Genomic DNA, 19,892 nt, shown 5'->3' on the forward strand with positions numbered 1-19,892 from the left:
CTGCTCGCGATGGTCTCCAGGACGCCGCGTCTATTCAGAAAGCACGCGTAATCGTCAACGATCATCGCCGGCAAGCCGGTCTCGCTCCCACAGGGTAGATTCGCATCCGTCGTCACGAGGTACACATGAACAGATTTCACGAAAAAGTCGCGTTGATCACCGGTGCCGCCCAAGGCATCGGTCGGCGTGTTGCCGAGCGCATGGCGGCGGAAGGGGCGCGCTTGATTCTGGTCGACCGCTCCGAGCTGGTGTTTGAAGTGCAGCAGCAATTGGGGAAGGACAGCCAGGTGCTCGCGCTGACCGCCGATCTTGAGCAATACGGCGAATGCAACCGTGTGATGCAAACCGCCGTCGAGCGCTTCGGTCGTCTCGACATCCTCATCAACAATGTCGGCGGGACGATCTGGGCCAAACCGTTCGAACACTACGAAGCCGAGCAGATCGAGGCCGAAGTCCGCCGCTCGCTGTTCCCGACGTTATGGTGCTGCCATGCCGCGCTGCCGTTCATGCTGGAGCAGGGCAGCGGCGCCATCGTCAACGTCTCGTCCATCGCCACGCGCAGCATCAACCGTGTGCCGTACGGTGCGGCGAAGGGAGGGGTGAATGCGCTGACCGCGTGCCTGGCGTTCGAAACCGCCGGTCGTGGCGTGCGGGTCAATGCCACGGCGCCCGGTGGCACTGAAGCGCCGCCGCGAGTGATTCCGCGCAACAGCGCCGAACAGAGCGCCGAAGAAAAAGTGTGGTACCAGCAGATCGTCGACCAGACGCTCGACAGCAGTTTGATGAAGCGCTATGGCACGCTGGATGAGCAGGCAGGCGCTATTCTGTTTCTGGCCAGCGACGAAGCGTCCTATATCACCGGCATGATCATGCCGGTGGGTGGTGGCGACCAGGGCTGACAGCGTTCGCCAACAACCCCATCAAACGGAGTCAACGTGATGAGTGAAAAACCCACGATCGTGCTGGTCCATGGTTTTTGGGGCGGTGCCGCCCACTGGAACAAGGTTATCGCCGAACTGCTGAAAAAGGGCTACACCCGTATCCGCGCGGTCGAGATGCCGCTCACGTCGTTGGCCGATGATGCCGAGCGCACGCGCAAAATGGTCGCGCAAGTGGCGGGGCCGGTGCTGTTGGTGGGGCATTCCTATGGCGGTGCGGTCATCACTGAGGCCGGCGATCAAGCGAATGTCGTGGGTCTGGTGTACATCGCCGCGTTCGCGCCGGATGCAGGTGAAAGTCCCGGCGCCATCACTCAACGGCATCCGCCCGCTGCCGCCGCGAACCTGGCGCCCGACAGTGATGGTTATTTGTGGGTCAGACCGGAGCTTTACCACGAAAGCTTCTGCCAGGACCTGCCCGCAGCCGAAGGATTGGTCATGGGCATCACCCAAAAAGCCCCCTTGGCCGGCACGTTTGGCGACACGATCACTACGGTGGCGTGGAAGAACAAACCGTCGTGGTATCAGGTGTCGACCGACGACCGGATGATCGCGCCGCAAAACCAGCAGTGGATGGCGGGGCGGTTGAACGCCAAAGAGATCCTGACGTTGCACGCCAGTCACGCCTCCCTTGCCTCGATGCCGGTCGAAGTGGCGGCGTTTATCGACAAGGCGGCAACGGCAGTGGCCAAGGCCTGACCTGCCTTACAGGCGACGCTGAAACGCTCTGACGATTCGCAGCGTGGCGTCGCTGGTGTTCAGGTTCTGCACGGCGTCCAGCGGATACCACAGGCAGTCGAAAATTTCGTTTTGCGGCCGGGCCTCAGACGAGTTGAGTACCGATGCCTCGTAAACGTGGTGTCGGGTGCCGCCCGTTTCCAGTTGCATCAGGTACAGCATGTCGTCGACCCCAAGCCCGGTCTCTTCCTGAAGTTCGCGCATGGCGGCGCCTGCCGCGGTTTCTCCGGGCTCGACCTTTCCGCCGGGCAACGTCCAGCGACACCTTGGCTTGCGCACCAGGAGAACGTGCCGGTCCTGCTCACAAATGACGGTTGCGCGTACTTTCATGTGTTACCTGAGTGCTTGCTGTCATAAAACAGTAATAAAAATGCAATATTCAGGCCGCCCAAGGCTGCACGGGCCTCTTGGCTGGTTAGAGGTCTCACAGGGGCTGAAAGTGCAACCGAATGGCGGAATACTGTCGCGACGTCTGGTCGGCACCTCGGCAAAGGGCGGGTGTAAGGTAGGCAGGTCAATCCTGGACATCAGTACCGAAAATGGAGGTGACTTATGAGCGTTCCGATGCTGAATAAGATGCACATGAACGGTTATGACGTACTTAGCGTGAGCAATGGCCCATGGCGGGTGTGCACCCAAGGTGACCAACTGGGCGCTTTTGCCAGCCGGGAAGAGGCACTGGCCTTTGCCGCGGCACTTCCCGGTTACAAATCCCGGGCCAAAAGGCCGGCAAGCAACCAGACGACGGTTAAGTAAAACGCTTCGAGCCCCGGTTTTTTCCGGGGCTTTTCATTTCGGCTCAGTAACCGCCGCCACCGCCGCCGGTGCTATGGGAAGACTCCCTGGCTTTTGTTTGCAGGCGGCTCCATTCCGCACAGGTGATGAAGCTGGTGTGGTCGACCTTGCCCCGGTTATCGAAACTGACGTTGTACGCTTGTTGATGGCCGGCTTTCGTCAGCTTGTAGTCATAGCAAGTGCCAGGCACAGCCGTGCGTTCGGTGATGGTGTGAGGCGGCCCGCCGATTTGCTCGACCTGATCCTTGCTCATTCCGGTCTCGACTTTGGCGACCAACGGGAGGTCGCCATAGAGGCGTGATTCAGTGCTGCAGCCCGCCAGCGCTGCCAGTACGACAACCAGCGCGAATAAAGGCTTGTTCATGGCCGCGCTCCTGTTCAGTGAGCTTTGTTGCGACTGATGGCCTTGGCTTTCACTTCTTCGGCATAGCCTGCCAATCGCTGTTCGTCGCCCTGAAACAGGTCGCACAGCCTCAGCACCGCCTGCGCATCGACATCATTGCCAGACAGCTTTAACTGGTCTGCCAGGCGCAAAAGCTCGACCGCCGACCATCTCAGGTCCGATGCAACGCTTTGCAGGTCACGTCGAAGTTCGTTTTCAGATTCGTTGAGCCACATGACGATCTCCAGAAAACCTCTGCTACGAAATTTTAGTCCCATTTCCCTGGACAGGGCGTTTTGTTCGTCCGAACTGCCAATGCTGCCTTTGGTCGGGAAGATGCACGCGAGCGAAAAGATTTGCTGTCGTATTGAAGTGGCGAATTTCCGCCGGGGCGAGGCAATTTCAAATGACGACGACCGATGACTTCAGGGTTCACGCGCATGAGCTGATGGTCGATCTGGACGCGGCGACCACGGAGATGATGAAGCTGATTTCCGCTCATCAACTCAGCGGCCCGGAATGGGAGCGGGTCACTCAATGGCAGCACGAAGCGTATGAACGATGGATGACTTTCCTGAACGAACGGCCCGCTGCGCATCCCGGCCAGAGCACCGAAAAACGCTGAGAAAGGCTCAATGAATGGATGTCTGCAAGACGACGCGCTACATTTCCTTTTTTTTGAATAGGGGGGCGTCATGCGGACGTTGATTGCGGGAGTCGTGGTGGCGTTACTGGCGGGGTGCTCCTTGCCTGCGTCGCTGGTGCCGGGTGAGCCGAATGTCAGTAAATACAGTGAGAAGGCGCCGAAGGAGTATGCCGCCTGCGTATTGCCGGCGTGGCAGAAAGAGATTTCCAATACGACTCAAACGCCGATTTCCAATGGCTACCGGATCAAGGCGCCGAGCATCATCACGGCCGACGAAATTCTGGATATCGTGAAATCGAAAGACGGCAGCCGGGTTTCGCTGTATCAAGGGCCGCCATGGGCCAAGTCAGGCGCACTGCGTCAGGCGGTTCGTGACTGTTTGTAAGACTTGGCCGCGAGTTATAGCGGCGTTTGATAGATCGCCATCGCCGGCAAGCCGGCTCCTACAGGGGATTACGGTGCCCTTGTAGGAGCCGGCTTGCCGGCGATGGCGTCAAATGTTGGTAACCGCAATAGTCTGCTCGTCAGCGGCCGGGGCAGCGCTTTTCTTGTCCCGGCGATCACTCATCCAGTTATCAACCTGAGCACTGAACTCCGAGGGCGCCTTTCGCCCGACTTTCCTGGCGAGATCCAGGATGGTCTGCTGGGCGAGGGCATCTTCCATGCGTTTCTGCGCCGTCATCATGACCGCATGGACCGAGCAATGGCCTGACACCGCCCAATCCGGGGCGGAACCTTCGAACAGGGCGCAACGCCCGCGAATTTCCCGGCAATCGAAAATCAGCTTTTGGCCGTCGATGGCATTGACGATATCGAGCACGCTGATTTCGTCGGAGGGCCGGGCCAGCTTGAATCCGCCGCGCACGCCTTCAGTGGCGACCACCAGTTTTGCCTTGGCCAGTTTGGTGAAAATTTTCGCCAGATAGTCCAGTGGCACGCCTTGCAGTTCTGCGAGGTCACGCACGCTCGCCTCACGGGTGTCGCCGCAATTGCCCACCAGGAAAATCAGGCAATGAATGCCGTACTCAACGCCAGCGCTGTAAAGAGACATTTGGATCTCCGACTAATCTTGTCGCAAATGTTAGCAGCTGAAGGTTAGGCAGGCAACGAATCCCGTCGGCGCATCTCTCTGTGTATTACCCATTGTGCATGGGTAAAGCCTCTCTCGGTCGAGCCATCGAACCTTTCGATGGCAACCATCAGAAAAAACCGATTGCGTTAACTAACTAGGATCAATACAGTCGTAGTTGTTCGGTCGGCACTGGCAAGCGCACGACCTCTACGAATTCATTGATCGGCCTTCTCACGGAGTTAAAGATGAAACAGCACATTCTGGTAATCGGCGCAGGTTTCGGTGGCATGTGGACGGCTTTGAGCGCCACACGCCTGTTCGACATTCATGGTCACAACGACGTAGAAGTCACCGTCCTGGCCCCACAGGCCGAGCTGCGCGTGCGTCCGCGTTTCTATGAGCCGAACGCGCACCAACTGGCCGCGCCGATTGGCGAGTTGTTCGATGCGGTGGGCGTGAAGTTCATCAAGGGCGCCGCAGAAACCATCGACGTCGGGCAAAAACGCGTGGGTTATGTCGACGCCTCGGGTGCGAAACAGGTGTGCAGCTACGACAAACTCGTTCTGGCCACCGGCAGCCGTCTGGCGATTCCGGCGACCGCCGGCGTGGCTGAGCACGCGTTCGATGTCGACCAGATCGAACAAGCCGTGCACCTGGAAAACCATCTGAAATCCCTGGCCAGCCTGCCGGAAAGCAAAGCCCGCAACACCGTGGTGGTGGCCGGCGGCGGCTTCACCGGGATTGAAACGGCGACCGAGATGACCGCACGTCTGCGTGCCATTTTGGGCGATCAGGCCGACGTCGAGGTGATCATTGTCGATCGTGGCGAGAAAATTGGCGGGTCGATGGGGGCTGAAATCGCCAAGTCGATCGAAGAGGCCAGTATTGAAACCGGCGTGAAATGGCACTTGAAGGCTTCGGTACTTTCCGTCGATGCCAACGGCGTCACTCTGAGCGACGGCCAGCGTATCGAGGCCAAAACCGTGGTCTGGACCACCGGCGTGCGCGCCAGTTCGCTGACCGAGCAGATCCCTGCCGAACGCGATCACCTGGGCCGCCTGCACGTGGACAGCCACCTGAAAGTCATCGGTCAGGACGATATCTTTGCCACCGGCGATGTGGCTTACGCAGCCTCGGACGACATCGGCAACTACGCCTTGATGACCTGCCAACACGCCATCGTATTGGGGCGTCACGCTGGCAATAACGTTGCCGCGCAGATCCTTGGCGTGGACCCGACGCCGTACAGCCAACCCAAATACGTCACCTGCCTGGACCTGGGTGCCTGGGGCGCGGTGTACACCGAGGGCTGGGACCGTCAGGTCAAACTGGTGAAACAGGAAGGCAAGAACCTGAAAACGCAGATCAACACCGTGTGGATCTACCCGCCGGCAGCTGATCGTGCAACCGCATGGGCCGCAGCAGATCCGCTGATCCCGATCGCTTGAGTCGCTGAGCGGAAATCACCCGAATCCCTGTAGGAGCGAGCCTGTTCGCGATGGAGTGTCAGCCACATTGGGTTGACTGACACACCATCGCGAGCAGGCTCGCTCCTACAGGTTCTTGCGTTCGTGAAATAACGTGTGTATTTTTTCATGAAATTTAAATAATAAAATTTCATGAGGCTCGCATGTTTCAGCAATCCACCGGTCATGTCGCCAGTTACTACGCTCACACTTGCGCAGATCGCTTGGTGGAACGTGCGGCGTTGGAGGGCGAGCACGACACCGAAGTGTTGATCATCGGCGCGGGCTTCAGTGGCTTGCACACGGCATTGCGACTGGCCCTGGCGGGCAAGCGCGTGACGCTGCTGGAAGCCAGTCGAGTGGCTTGGGCGGCGTCGGGGCGTAATGGCGGCCAGGCCATTCTCGGTTGGTCGTGCGATATGCCGCCGCTGGAGGCCGCGCTGGGTTATGAGCGCGCACGGCGCTTGTGGGACGGCATGCGCTGGGCTGCGCAGGAACTGCGCGCGCTGCCCGACCGGCATGAATTCGATTGTGATTATCGGCCCGGCCACCTCTGGACATCGGTGATGCCGCGACGGGTGAGCCTGCTGACCGAGTGGCAACACGAGGCGAGCCACAAATGGGGCCACGATGGATTGCAATTCATTCCCCGTGAGCAGTTGCCGCAATGGGTCGCCAGCGAGCGCTACCAGGCGGGCCTGTTTGATCCTGAAGGCGGACACCTGAACCCGTTGAAACTGGCACTTGGCCTGGCGGCGGCCATTGAGCGCGCCGGTGGTCGTATTCATGAACAAAGCAAGGCGCTGAATTACCGCGAGGAGGGTGGCCGGTACGTGGTCACCACTGAGCGCGGACGCATCCGGGCCGATGTGCTGGTGCTGGCGTGCAACGCCTATCTGGACCGGCTCGATCCGCAGCTATCAAGTTGTGTGTTGCCGGTCGGCACCTATCAGGTGGCCACCGCGCCGCTCTCGCAAGCACAGGCGACCGCGCTCCTGCCAAGCAATGTCTGCGTCACTGACAATCAGTTCGTTCTCGATTATTTCCGTCGTACACCGGATAACCGCTTGCTGTTCGGCGGCGGTTGCACCTACCTGGGCGGCATGCCGAAGGACATCGCTGCCGCGACCCGGCCGTTCCTGCAACGGGTATTTCCTCAGCTCCAGGGCGTCGAACTGGAATTCGCCTGGGGCGGCCATATCGACCTCACGCTCAAACGCACACCTGACATTGGCCGACGCGGCGATCTCTATTGGCTGCAGGGTTATTCGGGCCACGGTGTGCTGCCGACCCTGGCCGGCGCCCGCGCCGTGTCCGACGCGATACTTGGTCAGGCGGATGAGCTGGGCTTGTATCAGGGCCTGGTCAACGGCAGCTTCCCCGGCGGCAAATACATGGCTGCGCCCCTGGAGGCCATCGGCAAGGCCTGGTATCGGTTGCGCGACAGCCTTTGAAACGCACATTTTCTGGAAGCTTTCAGATGGACATGCAAGAAGAGATTTCGGCGCTGGCGATCCTGATTCAGGACCTGCGCAAACACAAGAAATACACGCTCAAGGAACTGGCGGACAAGATCGGTCGCTCCGTCGGTTTTCTTTCGCAAGTCGAGCGTGGATTGTCACGTCCGACCGTGGCGGACTTGACCGCGATCAGCGAAACCCTCGGCGTGCCGACCACCTATTTCTACAGCCTGCCCAAACCCATGGCCTTGCCGTGGGTGACCCGTCCGGACGAGCGCCGCACGCTGTATTACGCCGACGGCATCACCGACATTCTGGTCTCGCCGAAAATGCGCGCCTCGTTCTCGATGCTCGAAAGCCGTCTTGAACCCGGCGCCAGCAGTGGTGACCGGCACATGGATGACAGCTCGGAGCAGGGCGGTTACGTGCTCGAAGGGCAACTGACACTTTGGCTGGATGACAATCAACCGGTCACTCTGGGGGCCGGGGACAGCTTTCAACTCGCCAGCCATACCCATTGCCGCTACGGCAATCTCACCGATCAGCTCACCCGGGTGCTCTGGGTTTACACCTGATAAAAACAACAAGGAACAACATGATGGATGCTGTCTGCTCTGATCTGGTTGCTGAAGTGCGCGCATTTCGGCAGCGCTTTCCGGATGTGCGCTACGTCGACCTGATTTCCCTGGACATCCCGGGGCATTTCTACGGCAAGCGCTATCCGATCGAGATGCTCGAAAAGGTCGCCGCCGGCAGCGCGCTCAAGCTGCCGCAGAATTGTGTATTGCTCGGCACTCAAGGCGGGCTGTTCAAAATCGGCGACTACTGTTTCAACGACGGCGACCCGGATGCGCCCCGTCGATTGGTGCCGGGCACGCTGAAAATCGTCGACTGGGAAAAACAGCCACTGGGGCAGATGTTGATCACCTCCAGCGGCACTGAAAAACCGATCGTCTTCGAGCCACGGGAAGTGCTGGCGCAAGTGCTGGAACGCCTCGCTGGCAAAGGGATTTTCCCGGTGGTGGCTTTCGAACTGGAGTTCTACCTGTTCGATCGCCAGTTGCGTGACGGCTTGCCGCAGTTTGCGCGCGATCCGCTGACCGACGATGCGGACGATCAGCCGAACATGCACATCGAGCGGCTGTCGCGGTTTGCGCCGGTGCTCGATGAAATGGTCGAGACGGCGCGGGCGCAAGGTATCGACACCACGGTGATTACTGCCGAGCTGGGCCCGGGTCAGTTCGAGATCAACTTCGGTCACCTGGATGACGGTCTGCGGGCTGCCGACTGGGCGGCGCTGTTTTGCCGCAGCACCCGTGGCGTGGCGCTCAAGCACAACTACCGCGCCAGTTTCATGGCCAAGCCTTACTTGCAACATCCCGGCAGCGGCATGCATGTTCATGTGAGCCTGTACGACGAGGCGGGCAATAACCTTTTAGCGGCCAATGACCAACAGCCGCTGCGCCATGCCGTGGCCGGTTGCCTTGAACTGTTGCCGCATTGCATGCCGATCTTCGCGCCGAACCACAATGCGCTGCGTCGCTTGAGCGGCACCGTGAATGTCGCGACGCGTGCCAGTTGGGGCTTCGAAGATCGGGACGCCTGCCTGCGGGTTCCTGAGTCGGACGCGAGGAATCTACGCATCGAACATCGCCTCGCCGGTGCCGATGCCAACCCGTATCTGGTGTTGGCGGCGATTCTGGTCGGGTTGGAACAAGGACTTGAAACCGGTCGTCAACCGATAGCACCGTTGAATGAAGATCGCAGCAGTGGCATCAACTTCCCGCTGGAGATGCTGGAGGCCGTTCAATCCATGCAACACAACGCGCAGTTGCGTGAGGGATTGGGTGCGGAGTTTGTAAATGTCTACTGCGAAAACAAGCGTCAGGACCATTTGGCATTTATGCAGGACATCAATGCGCGTGAATATCGCTGGTACTTGTAGTTGACTGCTTTTCGTCACTCGACCTTAAAAAAAGTGTGGATATTTAAGGACTTGGAAAGATTAGTAACCAGGTGGTGAGTCAAAATATCTTGTTACACGGTGAAATATTCCGTAATATCCGCACCGCGTTCACCACCACGGTTTATGCATTTTTAAATCCCAGGCGTCCATCAGCTGCCTGGGATTTTTTTTGCCTGAAATAAGCTGTGCTTCAAAAATTATTCGTTCAGTTAGAACGATTATTTCTTTCGGTTATTTAAATAGACCTCTTCTGCATATCCATAACCGTGAAATCCGCGTTGTGGATCGGGTTGTGTCTGCAATCAAATCCGAATGGTGGTCATGGCAGAAATAGACGTTCTATCCACCTCGTTAAAGCTGCCCCAGCATCAAATTCCGCTGTTCGATGGTCATCTTGTTGCCCCCGGTCCAATCCTTAGAATCGGCGCCATCAGCTTCGTCCAACTATTCAAACCTTTGGGGAACAACACCATGATGAACGCCATGCAGATGCAAATGCCGATGAACGCCAACATGCCGATGATGCCGATGATGGGCATGCCGATGATGATGGCAACCATGACGTGCGAAATGATGGACGACGGCATGATGTGCAAAATGATGCCGGCCGCTGGCATGGACATGGCGATGTTCAAGAACAGCGCAGAAATGATGCAGATGATGATGAACTGCGGCATGCCGATGATGATGCACTGCGGCAACATGAGCATGATGTGCATGTCCCAGGCGGCCATGGCCATGCCGATGATGAACATGATGATGCCAATGCCGATGATGGGCATGCCGATGCCGTCGATGAAGTGCGTGATGGAATGCACCATGATGGCTGACGGCATGATGTGCAAAATCATGCCGATGGCGGGCATGAACATGGACATGATGAAAAACTGCTGCACCCTGATGATGAAAATGATGAACGATTGCAGCATGCCGATGATGATGAGCTGCAATGGCATGCCGATGATGTGCTGCACCTGCTGATCCCGAGCGACAGCCATTAAAAAGCCCGGCCAATGCAGATTGGCCGGGCTTTTTTATGCCCTGTTTTTGTAGGCGCCAGGCTTGCTGGCGAAGGCGTATTTGAGATCGCCATCGCCGGCAAGCCGGCTCCTACAATGTCTGCGTCGTTCGATGAGTTGGAGTTGACCACCTACCCTGTAGGAGCCAGGCTTGCCGGCGAAGGCGTACTTGAGATCGCCATCGCCAGCAAGCCGGCTCCTACAGTTTGATGTCGTCCAAAAAAAAACGGTAACCACGACCCTGTAGGAGCCAGGCTTGCCGGCGAAGGCGTATTTGAGATCGCTATCGCCAGCAAGCCGGCTCCTACAGTTTGATGTCGTCCGAAAAAATAGCGGTAACCACGACCCTGTAGGAGCCAGGCTTGCCGGCGAAGGCGTATTCGAGATCGCCATCGCCGGCAAGCCGGCTCCTACAATGTTTGCGTCGTTCGATGAGTTGGAGTTGACCACCTAACCTGTAGGAGCCGGCTTGCCGGCGATGGCGTCAGCAAAGCCGCCATCACCCGCAAGTCGGTTTTGTCAGTCGAGGCGTTCCGGGTAAGTCACCACCAGATACGCCACCGCTTCACTGTCCGCCGGGTTGCGATAGCGGTGGGGCTGGTCGGCGTAAAACAGGATCGAATCGCCGGTGGAAAGCAGGTAGCGTTCGTCGTTGACGCTGATTTCCAGTACGCCCTGCGAAACCACCAGGTTCTCCTGGACGCCGGGGCCATGGCCCTCGGAGACGTCCTCTCCCAATGGGCTCAGGCGCAGTTCGTAAAACTCCGATTGGCGCGCCACGTCAAACGGGAACAGCGCTCGGCTGACAAAGGCGCCGCTGGCGCTGACCAGGCGTTTGCTCTGGCTCGCCGATAACACGGCCACCCCTTCAAAGGCCCGATGCTCAAGAAATGCGGCCACCGAAACCTTCAAGCCTTTGGCGATCTTGCACAGCACTTTGATCGACGGAACGCTGCGTCCGGATTCGATCTGCGCGAGCATCGCCCGGCTCACACCGCATTGTCGCGCAAGGGCGTCGAGGGACAGGTGACGCTTGCCCCGCAGGCGTTGCAGGTTTTGCGCGACCCGCTCGCAGATCGGGTCTTCTTCCAATGATTCGAGGTTGTTCAGGTCCAGCACGGGTTCGTCAGCGCTCGCCAGAAAGCGCGAGGGGTTTTGTGTATTCACGCCTGACGAGTCTCGGTCGAACGCGAAGCCTGAACCCACTGAAAGGCCTGCAGGCCAGCATTGCGTGCGTACATTTCCCACATGGCCCGTGCCCGTTGCTGCGCTTGTTTGCGTTTGCGGTAGCTGGCGAAGTCGATGATGTTGGCGGTCGGATTCATAGGGCTCTTCACTGTCGTGGTGAATGACGGGATGGTCTGAGACTACGCGGATATTTTTATAACGATAAATACTGTTTATGTATTTATTAATTCCTTTTGGTTCTTTTGAAAGCCAACTGCCAGGAGGACTCTAGATGCCCCCTGACCCTGTAGGAGCCGGCTTGCTGGCGATCGGATCGACGCGGTATATCAAGCCAGACGCCATCGCCGGCAAGCCAGCTCCTACAGGATTCTGTGTTTATCAAATGACCTTGTAGGAGCCGGCTTGCCGGCGATGGCGGCGCATCGGACACACCGCGTCGTTTCAATCGCCAGCAAGCCGGCTCCTACAGGTCCAGCGTTTAATGCCCCACCAATTCCTCCAGCAATTGTTCCTTGTACCCCTGCAAAACCGTTGAAGCCCGGTCCCGTGGGTGGGGCAGGTCGACCTTGATTTCGTGCTTGATCCGGCCCGGGTGGGCGTCCATCACGATGACCCGGTCGCCCAGGTACAGCGCTTCTTCGATGTCGTGGGTGACCATGATCACCGTGCAGCGCTGTTGCACCCAGATGCGTTGCAACTCGTGTTGCAGGCGCACCCGGGTCAAGGCGTCGAGGGCGCCGAGGGGTTCGTCGAGCAGCAGCACTTTCGGTTGGTTGATCAGTGCGCGGGCGATGGCCGCGCGCTGCGCCATGCCGCCGGACAACTGGTGTGGGTAGGCGTTTTCAAAACCTTCGAGGTTGACCAGCGCAATGTGCTCGGCCACCAAACGGTCCTTTTCTGCCTTGGACAACGGATGGTTTTTCAACGCCAGGGCAATGTTCTGGTTCAGGGTCATCCACGGAAACAGCCGATGGTCCTGAAACACGATCCCGCGTTCCAGGCTGGTGCCGACCACCCGTTTGCCATCCAGCAGAATGTCGCCTTCATAGTCGTCCTCCAGCCCGACGATCAGCCGCAGCAGCGTCGACTTGCCGCAACCGCTGGCCCCGACGATGCTGACGAACTCACCGGGACGCACGTCGAGATTGATCTGCTGCAGCACCGGCAAAGGCTGGCCTTCGATCCGGTAGGCCTTGCTGAGGCCGCGAATCTGCAGCGCACCGGTGTGTAATGAGGTGCTGTGTGGCACAGCGTGTTGGGCAATTGCGTTCATGGTTATCGGCCTTTCAGCGAATGTTGCGCCAGCGCAGCAGATGGCGGCTAAGAAGAGTGAACAGCAGGGTCATCAGGTAACCGCAGAGGCCAATGCACAGCACGCTGAGGACGATGACTTCCATGCGTGAGCCGGCTTCGGCGTTCATCATCAGGTTGCCCAGGCCGGCGCCCGAAGACAGGAACAGTTCGCTGCCCACCGCGGTGACCCAGGCAAACGCCAGCGCATGCAGCACGCCGGTGGCAATGCTCGGCAGCGCCGCCGGCAGCAGCACATGACGAAAGCGTTGCCGGCGGCTCAGCACCAGCACCTGGCCGACCTCGCGATAGCGCTTCTCGACATGGCTGAAACCCTGATACGTGTTGAGGACCATCGGATAGAACGCCGCGAGACTGACGATCAACACTTTGGAAAACTCGCCATTGCCGAACCACATGGCGATCAACGGAATCCAGCCGAGCATCGGCACCTGGCGGATCGAATGAAACAGCGGCCCGACCAGCCGATTGGCCACCGCCGAAAGCGCCATCAGCACCCCCAGCAGCACGCCGAAGGCAATGCCCAGTGCCAGGCCGGTGCTGGTGCGGGCCAGACTGGCCAGCAGGTTCACCAGCAACTCGCCGTTGGCCAACAGTTCAAGCAACGCCGCGCCGATCGCGGACAACGGCACAAAGGCATACGCGCCGGCGGCACCCTGGCGCGACAGGTATTCCCAGCCGCCGATCAACAACAGCGGCAGCAGCAGGCCACGGGATTTGGCAAGCAATCGAATCATCATCGGCTCCTAGCGGGTCTGCCAGCGGAACAGTCGCTGTTCCAGTTGGCGGAAGGTGAAGTCCAGGGCGAAACCGATAACGCCGGTCACCACAATCCCGACCATCACCACATCAATGCGCAACATCTGCCGGCTCATTTCGATCATCTGCCCCAGACCGCTATCGGCGGCCAGCAACTCGGTGGCCACCAACACCACCCAGGCGCGGGTCAGGCTGATGCGAAAACCGGTGATGATCGGCGGCGCGGCAGCGGGCAGGGCGATCGCGCGGACAAACGTCGGCCAGCGCAGGCGATACACATCGGCGACTTCGAAGTAGCTGCGCGGAATGGCCTTGACCCCTTCGCTCGCGGCCAGCGCCACCGGGAAGAACGCGGTCTTGGCGACGATGATGATCTTGAAGGTTTCATCGATGCCGAACAGCAACACAAACATCGGGATCAGCGCGATGCTGGGGATCTGGCGCAGGGTGTGGAACAGCGGCGAGCAGTAGATCTCGACGTTCTTCGACAACGCCATCAGCACCCCGAACGCCAGGCCCAGCAGCGAGCCTATGCCGAAACCCAGCCCCAGTCGTGACAGGCTGTTGAGCAAGTGGTCGAGCAGCTCACCGCTGGCCGACAATTCCTCGAAGGTCTGCCACACCTGAGCGGGCGGGACGAGCAGGTTGCGCGGGAAAATCCCGGCCTCGGCCACCACCGCCCAGAGCAACAGCAGGGCGGCAGGGGAGATGAGCCAGGTCAGGGAAAACAACAGACGTCGGGTACGCATGGCGGGTCTTATTTCGGCGAAGTACCGCAGGGGTATCGCAAGAGGTGTGCCATCGCACAGAGAGTGGTTGATCGCACTGACGCCTTCGCGGGCAAGCCTCGCTCCTACAGGGACAATGCGTAACCTGTAGGAGCGAGGCTTGCCCGCGAAGACGTCAGCCTATGCACCGCACATTGATGCCATGCCAGCACCCATTGCTGCTCCAGCAACACCCCATCAGCACACGCCTCAGAACTCGTAACTGACGCTGGTGTAATAAAACGCACCCTGCGCCCCTTCAGGGCTGGTGATCGAGTATTTCGGTACGCCGTACAACTGCGCGCCATCCGCCTTGTCCGGGTGTGTGTCGAACAGGTTGATTGCGCCCACCGACAGCTTCAGCGCCTTGTTGAAGGTGTACGACACATCCAGGTCCGTAACCCATTGCGGGCTGTAGGTCTGGTCCAGGGTCGGGTTGGTGGCGTTGAGGCTTTTCCATTCACCGTAACGACGCTGAGCCACGGTCACCCCCCACTCATCAAACAGCCAGTTGGCGCTCAGCACCAGTTTGGTTTCCGGTGTGCCGTCCTCGATCAGGCCCTGGGTGGTACGGCCGACAATCTGCGAGCCCTTGATATTGCCGACATCGCGCAACGCGGTGATTTTCGTGTTGTTCTGGCTGATGCCGCTGCTCAGGTTCAGGCGGCCCCATTGCTGCAGGTCCAGCTGATAGTTACCCATCAGCTCGATCCCGTCGGTGCGGGTGTCGGCAACGTTGGTGTAGAAGGCCGCGCTCTGGATATTCGCGTAGGGCGTGCCGGCGAAAATCGGCGACACCACCGCCGCCGGTAACTGATCGGAGAGGGTGATGCGGTTGTCGATGTCGATCCGGTAGGCGTCCAGCGTCACCGACGCGTTGGCCAACGGGCGCCAGACCAGGCCCAGGGAATAACTGGTGGACTCTTCCGGTTTCAGCGACTTGCCGCCCAGCAGCGCCGCTTCCGGGCTGTCGGCGCGCAATGTACGTTGCTGCACTTCGACGAAGTTGCCGCTGCCGGGCGGCTGCTCGACCACCTGCACGCTGAACGAAGACAAGCCGCTCTGCACCAGCGACGGCGCGCGATAACCCGTGCTGGCCGTGGCCCGTGCGGCGATCTGCGGGGTGAAGTCATAACGCAGCGACAGTTTGCCGTTGGTGGTGTCGCCGAAGTCCGAATAGTGCTCGGTGCGCACCGCGACGCCGGCCTGGAATTTCTCGGTGATCTGCCCTTCGACGTCGATGTAGGCACCCAGCACGTTGCGGTCCAGTGACGCCGCATCGACCTGGGTGATGCCCGAGTAGTAACCCGGGATGCGCCGGCCGGTGACCGGGTCGACGGTGTTGAACAACGGGCCGTTCTGCCAGCCAGCCGCTTCGCCGGCGCTCAGCTCGTAATTCTCCTGACGCCAGGCCAGGCCGGCCGAGAGCGTCAGCGGCTTGAACAGCAGGTCGGTGGGGAAATCCCGCACCCAGTCCAGCGTGACGTTGGTCTGATCGGCCTCCCGTTCGCCGGTGAAGATTTTCTCCGGGCTGGTGGCGCCCCAGCTGGGGTTGATCGCGTTACGGTCGGTGGACTTCAGGGTGTTGTTGCCATGGTTCACGGCGAAGTCGAATTTGCCCAGAAGGTCGTCTTCGTATCGCAGGCCGCCGGTCAGCGCATAGTCTTCCAGCGAGTAGCGCGTGATCGGCAGGCGCCCGTCCGGGAAGCGCTGCAACGCGGTGCTGCTGTAGTTGTTGCGCAGGGTGGTGGGCGGGTCGAAGAAGCCTTCGGCGTCGGTGTTTTTGTGCGAGTAGGTGGCGAAACCGTAGGCCGTCAGACCGTCGCCGATGCCGACTTCGCTGTTGGCGGCGAAGTTGTACTGGTCCGAGACATTGCCCGAGCCCCAGCGCCAGGTGCGGTAGCGGTTGTTCTGCTCGCGCGGCGTGTTGATGCTGGTGGAGCCGGGGTAGAAGATCCGGTTGTCAGGGTTGGTGTCGCTGGCCGGGTCCTGGCTGCCGGCGTCGAAACTCAGGGTCAGGAAGCCGTCGTTGGGCAGGGCGAAACCTTTCCAGCCGCTGAGCTTGCGCTGGATGCCGTCACCCTTGTCGTAGCCGCCGAAGCGGTAACCGAGGTTGCCGCCGTCGTCCTTTTCCTTGAGCACGATGTTGATCACCCCGGCGATGGCGTCGGAGCCATATTGAGCGGCGGCGCCGTCGCGCAGGATTTCGACGCGCTGGATCGAGCTCAAGGGAATCAGGCTCAGGTCGACCGCGGCGGCGCCACGGCCATTGACCAGGCTTTGCCGCGTGACGTTGGCGCTGGTGTGGCGGCGCTTGCCGTTAACCAGCACCAGCACCTGATCGGAGGCCAGGCCACGCAACGAGGCGCCCTGAGCGATAGAACCGGCGAACGCGCCCTGGGGCGATTGCGGATAGCTGAACGAGGGCGACAGGGCCGTGAGCGCGCCGGACAGGTCGCTGGCACCGGTCTGCTGCAATTGCTCGCCGGTCAAGACGTCTACCGGTGCGGCGCTTTCCAGTGCGGTGACATCACTGCGCCGGGTGCCGAGCACCACGACAGTGTCCAGGTGATCGCCGCTGGCGGTGGGTTGGGTTTCGGCAGCCGAAACAGGCACGGCAAGGCTGCCAATGACCAGCGCAATAGCGCCGGCCAACGGAGTGCGATGGAGCATAAAAGAGTCCTTCCAAAAGTGCGCGGACCTTGTAGGAGCCGGCTTGCTGGCGATGGCGTCCTAACCGGCGATGCGCGCCTTCAGGGCCCCATCGCTGGCAAGCCAGCTCCTACAGGTTGAGCGGTGTTACATAAATTGCGGACGACACGACCCTTGTAGGAGCCGGCTTGCCGGCGATAGCGTCCTAACCGGCGATGCAAGGCTCACGGGCCCCATCGCCAGCAAGCCGGCTCCTACAGGAGAGGTGTGTGAGCCGGGATCAGAAGCGGCTGGTCACGCTCAGGCCGACGGTGCGTGGGTCGCCGTAGGTGATGACGTACTGACCGAGGGTGCCGTTGGGCCGGCCATGGACCTGGTAGCGACGGTCGGTGAGGTTGTTGACGAAACCGGTGACGCTGAGTTTTTCATCCGGGCTGAACCAGGTCAGGCGGGTGTTGGCCAGGGTGTAATGGGGTTGGGTGAGCGTCTTGTCGGCGCTGCTCTGGCGATCGGCGAGGAAGTATTCCTTGTCGCGAAAACTCACGTCACCGCCGGCCACCAGCTTGCCGCCGATTTCCAGCGGGAAGGTGTAATCGGCACCGAGCGACACCACGTTGCGTGGCGAACGCACGAAGCTGTTGCCGCTGTAGTCACCGGTGACGGCGCCTGTGGTCGGGTTGGTGTTTTTGAAATCGGTGTACTCGGTGTCGAGGAACGACACCGCCGCCCGCAAGTGCAGGTAGTCCGTCGGCTGGCCTTCGAGCTCCAGCTCGGCGCCCTTGACCGTACCCTTGGCGCCGTTGGTCAGCGCGGTGGTCAACACCCCGTTGTTGACCGTCAGCAGGTTCACCTGAATGTCCGAATAGTCGTAGTAGAAGATGTTGGCGTTGGCCGTCAGGCGATGGTCGAACCACTCGGACTTGAGGCCGATTTCGTAGGCGTCGAGTTGTTCCGGGTCAACCGTGGTCAGCTGCGCAAGGCTGGTCGACAGCCCGGTGTTGAAGCCGCCGGAACGGAAGCCATGGGCATAACGGAAGAACACGCGCACGTTGTCGTTGATCCGGTATTCCGGCGTTAGGTCGTACGTCCAGGCTTCCCAGGTCTTGTCTTCCTGACGATTGCCGTTGGTGCCAGCGCCGCCCAGCGGCACCAACGGGCCGTTGGCGGTGGTGCGGGTCAGTTGGGTCAGGTTGAGGTCGATGTCTTTCTTTTCCTGGGTCCAGCGCAGGCCACCGGTGACGCTGAAATCGTCGGTGAAGTCGTAGGTCAGGTTGCCGAACAACGCATAGCTGTCGGTGGTGTGGTCGAAGTTGAGGTCACGAAAATCGGTGGCGCCGCCGGTCTGGTTCGAGCCGGTGCCGTTCGGTGTCGGGCCGGGCGTGATGATGCGCTGGGCCGAGCTGTCGAGGTCTTCGTGGAAGTAATGCGCACCGGCAAGCCAGCGCAGGGTTTCCTGCTGCGGCGAGGCCAGGCGGATTTCTTGCGAGTACTGGGTGTATTTGTTGTCGGAAATCGCTGCGCCGTTCACCTCAAAAGGCGTGTAGTCGGCATCGCTGGTGGACTGGCCACGGATGTAGTCATAAGCGCTGATCGACGTCAGGGTGTAATCACCCAAATTCCAGTTCAGGGTCAGCGACGTGCCGTCGTGATCAAGCTTGGAATCCTCGTTGACGTTCAGCGCGGTGTCGCGCCCGTTGGGTCGTTGATAACCGACGTTGTAGTAACGCCCGACGGCCAGCGAGCCGTTGCTGCCATCGCCTTTGAATTCGCGGCTGTGGATCTTCAGCAGGGCATCCAGGTCCGGGTTCAGTTGCGCGAGGAATTGCAGGCGTACGGCTTTCTTGTTGACGTCGCCGTAGGTGTTGTCGTCGACGAGGTTCTTCTGGAAACCGTCGCGCTCTTCGGAATACAGCGCCACCCGTGCGGCGAGTTTTTCATCCACCAGCGCGCCGCCGAGGGCACCGCTGACGATGCGTTCGTTCTTGCTGCCGAAGCCAATGGTGCCGAAACCGTCAGTGTCGAAAGTCGGCTTTTTGGAAATGATGTTCACCGCGCCGGCGGTAGTGTTCTTGCCGTACAGCGTGCCTTGCGGACCGCGCAGAATCTCCACGCGTTCCAGGTCGAACAGCGGCCCGCCACCGGCAATCGGCGCGTTCAGGTACACGTCATCGGCGTAGATCCCCACCGGGAACACCGTGGCCGCGCCCGTATCACCGGTGCCGAGGCCGCGAATGTACCAACGCGGCCGGCCATCGCCGTCGGGGTTCTTCGCCGCTACGTTGGGAACGAAAGTGGTGATGTCGCCGATATTGCGCACGCCATCGGCTATCAGGCTGGTTCCCTGTACCGCCGACACGGCCACCGGAACCTCTTGCAGGGTTTCTTCCCGGTGTTGAGCAGTGACGGTGACCGTCTTGAGTGAAGGCTCCGTGGTGGTCTTGTCGCTGTCTGCGTCCTTGGATTGCGCCGCCAGCAGCCCCTCGCTGACAGTCCCCCCGGACAGCAGCAAGGTTAACCAGATACTCTTGGTGATTGGATTAAGTTTATGCATGTGAATCTCCCCCGTTAAAGTTTCGCTAATAGGGGTAGAGCAGAGATCGTGCCAGATTGTTTTTTAGGGGTTTTAGTTTTGTTAAATGATTGAAATATAACGATTAAATAGTTTCTTTAAGTTGCCGTTAAAGACGATTTTTAATAAGTGAGTTAGTTGGATCCAGTCTGACGCTAAGTGCC

The 19,892-nt window shown here is 59.8% G+C and carries 22 protein-coding genes; 11 read left to right on the forward strand and 11 right to left on the reverse strand.

All coding sequences use genetic code 11. The annotated features are described in order from the left end of the window. The first annotated feature begins 125 nt into the window (after positions 1-125). Both KGA97_RS03165 and KGA97_RS03170 read left to right on the forward strand, forming a co-directional pair. A complete protein-coding gene (locus KGA97_RS03165; protein ID WP_008029096.1) occupies positions 126-899 on the forward strand; it encodes a 1,6-dihydroxycyclohexa-2,4-diene-1-carboxylate dehydrogenase in 774 nt (257 codons plus the stop codon). Between the two features lie 39 nt (positions 900-938). Further along, positions 939-1,637 (forward strand): alpha/beta hydrolase, encoded by a 699-nt coding sequence (locus KGA97_RS03170; RefSeq protein WP_223480209.1) that lies wholly within the window; start codon positions 939-941, stop codon positions 1,635-1,637. 6 nt (positions 1,638-1,643) lie between these two features. On the opposite strand, the gene KGA97_RS03175 is transcribed toward KGA97_RS03170, so the two are convergent. Beyond that, on the reverse strand, positions 1,644-2,006 hold the full coding sequence (locus KGA97_RS03175; RefSeq protein WP_008029100.1) for an NUDIX hydrolase: 363 nt from the start codon (positions 2,004-2,006) through the stop codon (positions 1,644-1,646). Between the two features lie 222 nt (positions 2,007-2,228). Here KGA97_RS03175 and KGA97_RS03180 point away from each other — a divergent pair, with 222 nt between their 5' ends. Next, a complete protein-coding gene (locus KGA97_RS03180; RefSeq protein WP_008029102.1) occupies positions 2,229-2,432 on the forward strand; it encodes a hypothetical protein in 204 nt (67 codons plus the stop codon). A 43-nt stretch (positions 2,433-2,475) separates the two neighbouring features. On the opposite strand, the gene osmE is transcribed toward KGA97_RS03180, so the two are convergent. Continuing rightward, on the reverse strand, positions 2,476-2,835 hold the full coding sequence (gene osmE / locus KGA97_RS03185) for an osmotically-inducible lipoprotein OsmE (RefSeq protein WP_008044854.1): 360 nt from the start codon (positions 2,833-2,835) through the stop codon (positions 2,476-2,478). A gap of 14 nt (positions 2,836-2,849) precedes the next feature. Beyond that, positions 2,850-3,089 carry a hypothetical protein gene (locus KGA97_RS03190; protein ID WP_008029106.1) on the reverse strand — a complete coding sequence of 80 codons (240 nt, stop codon included), beginning with the start codon at positions 3,087-3,089 and terminating at the stop codon, positions 2,850-2,852. A 170-nt stretch (positions 3,090-3,259) separates the two neighbouring features. On the opposite strand from KGA97_RS03190, the gene KGA97_RS03195 reads away from it, so the two are divergent. Further along, positions 3,260-3,478, forward strand: a complete 219-nt coding sequence (locus KGA97_RS03195; protein ID WP_008044853.1) for a hypothetical protein — start codon at positions 3,260-3,262, stop codon at positions 3,476-3,478. A 70-nt stretch (positions 3,479-3,548) separates the two neighbouring features. Further along, on the forward strand, positions 3,549-3,884 hold the full coding sequence (locus tag KGA97_RS03200; protein ID WP_008044852.1) for a hypothetical protein: 336 nt from the start codon (positions 3,549-3,551) through the stop codon (positions 3,882-3,884). 108 nt (positions 3,885-3,992) lie between these two features. On the opposite strand, the gene KGA97_RS03205 is transcribed toward KGA97_RS03200, so the two are convergent. Next, complete coding sequence (locus tag KGA97_RS03205) at positions 3,993-4,550, reverse strand: RrF2 family transcriptional regulator (protein ID WP_223413789.1); 558 nt, start codon at positions 4,548-4,550, stop codon at positions 3,993-3,995. Positions 4,551-4,816: 266 nt separating this feature from the next. Between KGA97_RS03205 and KGA97_RS03210 the strand changes: the two genes are divergently transcribed. From KGA97_RS03210 to KGA97_RS03235, 6 genes are all read left to right on the forward strand, one after another. Next, positions 4,817-6,019: an NAD(P)/FAD-dependent oxidoreductase gene (locus tag KGA97_RS03210; protein WP_223480210.1), complete on the forward strand. Its 1,203-nt coding sequence runs from the start codon at positions 4,817-4,819 to the stop codon at positions 6,017-6,019. Positions 6,020-6,201: 182 nt separating this feature from the next. Next, a complete protein-coding gene (locus KGA97_RS03215; RefSeq protein ID WP_223480211.1) occupies positions 6,202-7,491 on the forward strand; it encodes an NAD(P)/FAD-dependent oxidoreductase in 1,290 nt (429 codons plus the stop codon). A gap of 26 nt (positions 7,492-7,517) precedes the next feature. Beyond that, entirely contained in the window at positions 7,518-8,072 is a 555-nt protein-coding gene (locus KGA97_RS03220; RefSeq protein ID WP_008029115.1) for a helix-turn-helix domain-containing protein, read from the forward strand. A gap of 23 nt (positions 8,073-8,095) precedes the next feature. Further along, positions 8,096-9,442, forward strand: a complete 1,347-nt coding sequence (locus KGA97_RS03225) for a glutamine synthetase family protein (protein ID WP_032828749.1) — start codon at positions 8,096-8,098, stop codon at positions 9,440-9,442. Between the two features lie 492 nt (positions 9,443-9,934). Next, positions 9,935-10,444 (forward strand): hypothetical protein, encoded by a 510-nt coding sequence (locus KGA97_RS03230; protein ID WP_081500240.1) that lies wholly within the window; start codon positions 9,935-9,937, stop codon positions 10,442-10,444. 32 nt (positions 10,445-10,476) lie between these two features. Further along, the gene (locus KGA97_RS03235; protein ID WP_223480212.1) at positions 10,477-10,692 is read left to right on the forward strand and encodes a hypothetical protein; all 216 of its coding nucleotides are present in this window, start codon (positions 10,477-10,479) and stop codon (positions 10,690-10,692) included. Between the two features lie 309 nt (positions 10,693-11,001). On the opposite strand, the gene KGA97_RS03240 is transcribed toward KGA97_RS03235, so the two are convergent. The 7 genes from KGA97_RS03240 to KGA97_RS03270 all read right to left on the reverse strand — a co-directional run bounded on the left by KGA97_RS03240 (position 11,002) and on the right by KGA97_RS03270 (position 19,710). Then, complete coding sequence (locus KGA97_RS03240) at positions 11,002-11,592, reverse strand: helix-turn-helix domain-containing protein (protein ID WP_162130711.1); 591 nt, start codon at positions 11,590-11,592, stop codon at positions 11,002-11,004. Positions 11,593-11,645: 53 nt separating this feature from the next. After that, the gene (locus KGA97_RS03245) at positions 11,646-11,807 is read right to left on the reverse strand and encodes a hypothetical protein (RefSeq protein WP_177318177.1); all 162 of its coding nucleotides are present in this window, start codon (positions 11,805-11,807) and stop codon (positions 11,646-11,648) included. A 341-nt stretch (positions 11,808-12,148) separates the two neighbouring features. Then, positions 12,149-12,943 carry an ABC transporter ATP-binding protein gene (locus tag KGA97_RS03250; protein ID WP_008039792.1) on the reverse strand — a complete coding sequence of 265 codons (795 nt, stop codon included), beginning with the start codon at positions 12,941-12,943 and terminating at the stop codon, positions 12,149-12,151. Between the two features lie 13 nt (positions 12,944-12,956). After that, on the reverse strand, positions 12,957-13,718 hold the full coding sequence (locus KGA97_RS03255; protein WP_223480213.1) for an ABC transporter permease: 762 nt from the start codon (positions 13,716-13,718) through the stop codon (positions 12,957-12,959). Between the two features lie 9 nt (positions 13,719-13,727). Beyond that, entirely contained in the window at positions 13,728-14,489 is a 762-nt protein-coding gene (locus tag KGA97_RS03260) for an ABC transporter permease (RefSeq protein ID WP_008029130.1), read from the reverse strand. A 228-nt stretch (positions 14,490-14,717) separates the two neighbouring features. Beyond that, positions 14,718-17,180, reverse strand: a complete 2,463-nt coding sequence (locus KGA97_RS03265) for a TonB-dependent receptor plug domain-containing protein (protein ID WP_223480214.1) — start codon at positions 17,178-17,180, stop codon at positions 14,718-14,720. Positions 17,181-17,439: 259 nt separating this feature from the next. After that, the gene (locus KGA97_RS03270; RefSeq protein WP_008042562.1) at positions 17,440-19,710 is read right to left on the reverse strand and encodes a TonB-dependent receptor; all 2,271 of its coding nucleotides are present in this window, start codon (positions 19,708-19,710) and stop codon (positions 17,440-17,442) included. Positions 19,711-19,892 lie beyond the last annotated feature (182 nt).

Origin of the sequence: Pseudomonas sp. BF-B-15 (genome assembly GCF_019946675.1) — a bacterium.
Taxonomy (GTDB): domain Bacteria; phylum Pseudomonadota; class Gammaproteobacteria; order Pseudomonadales; family Pseudomonadaceae; genus Aquipseudomonas; species Aquipseudomonas migulae.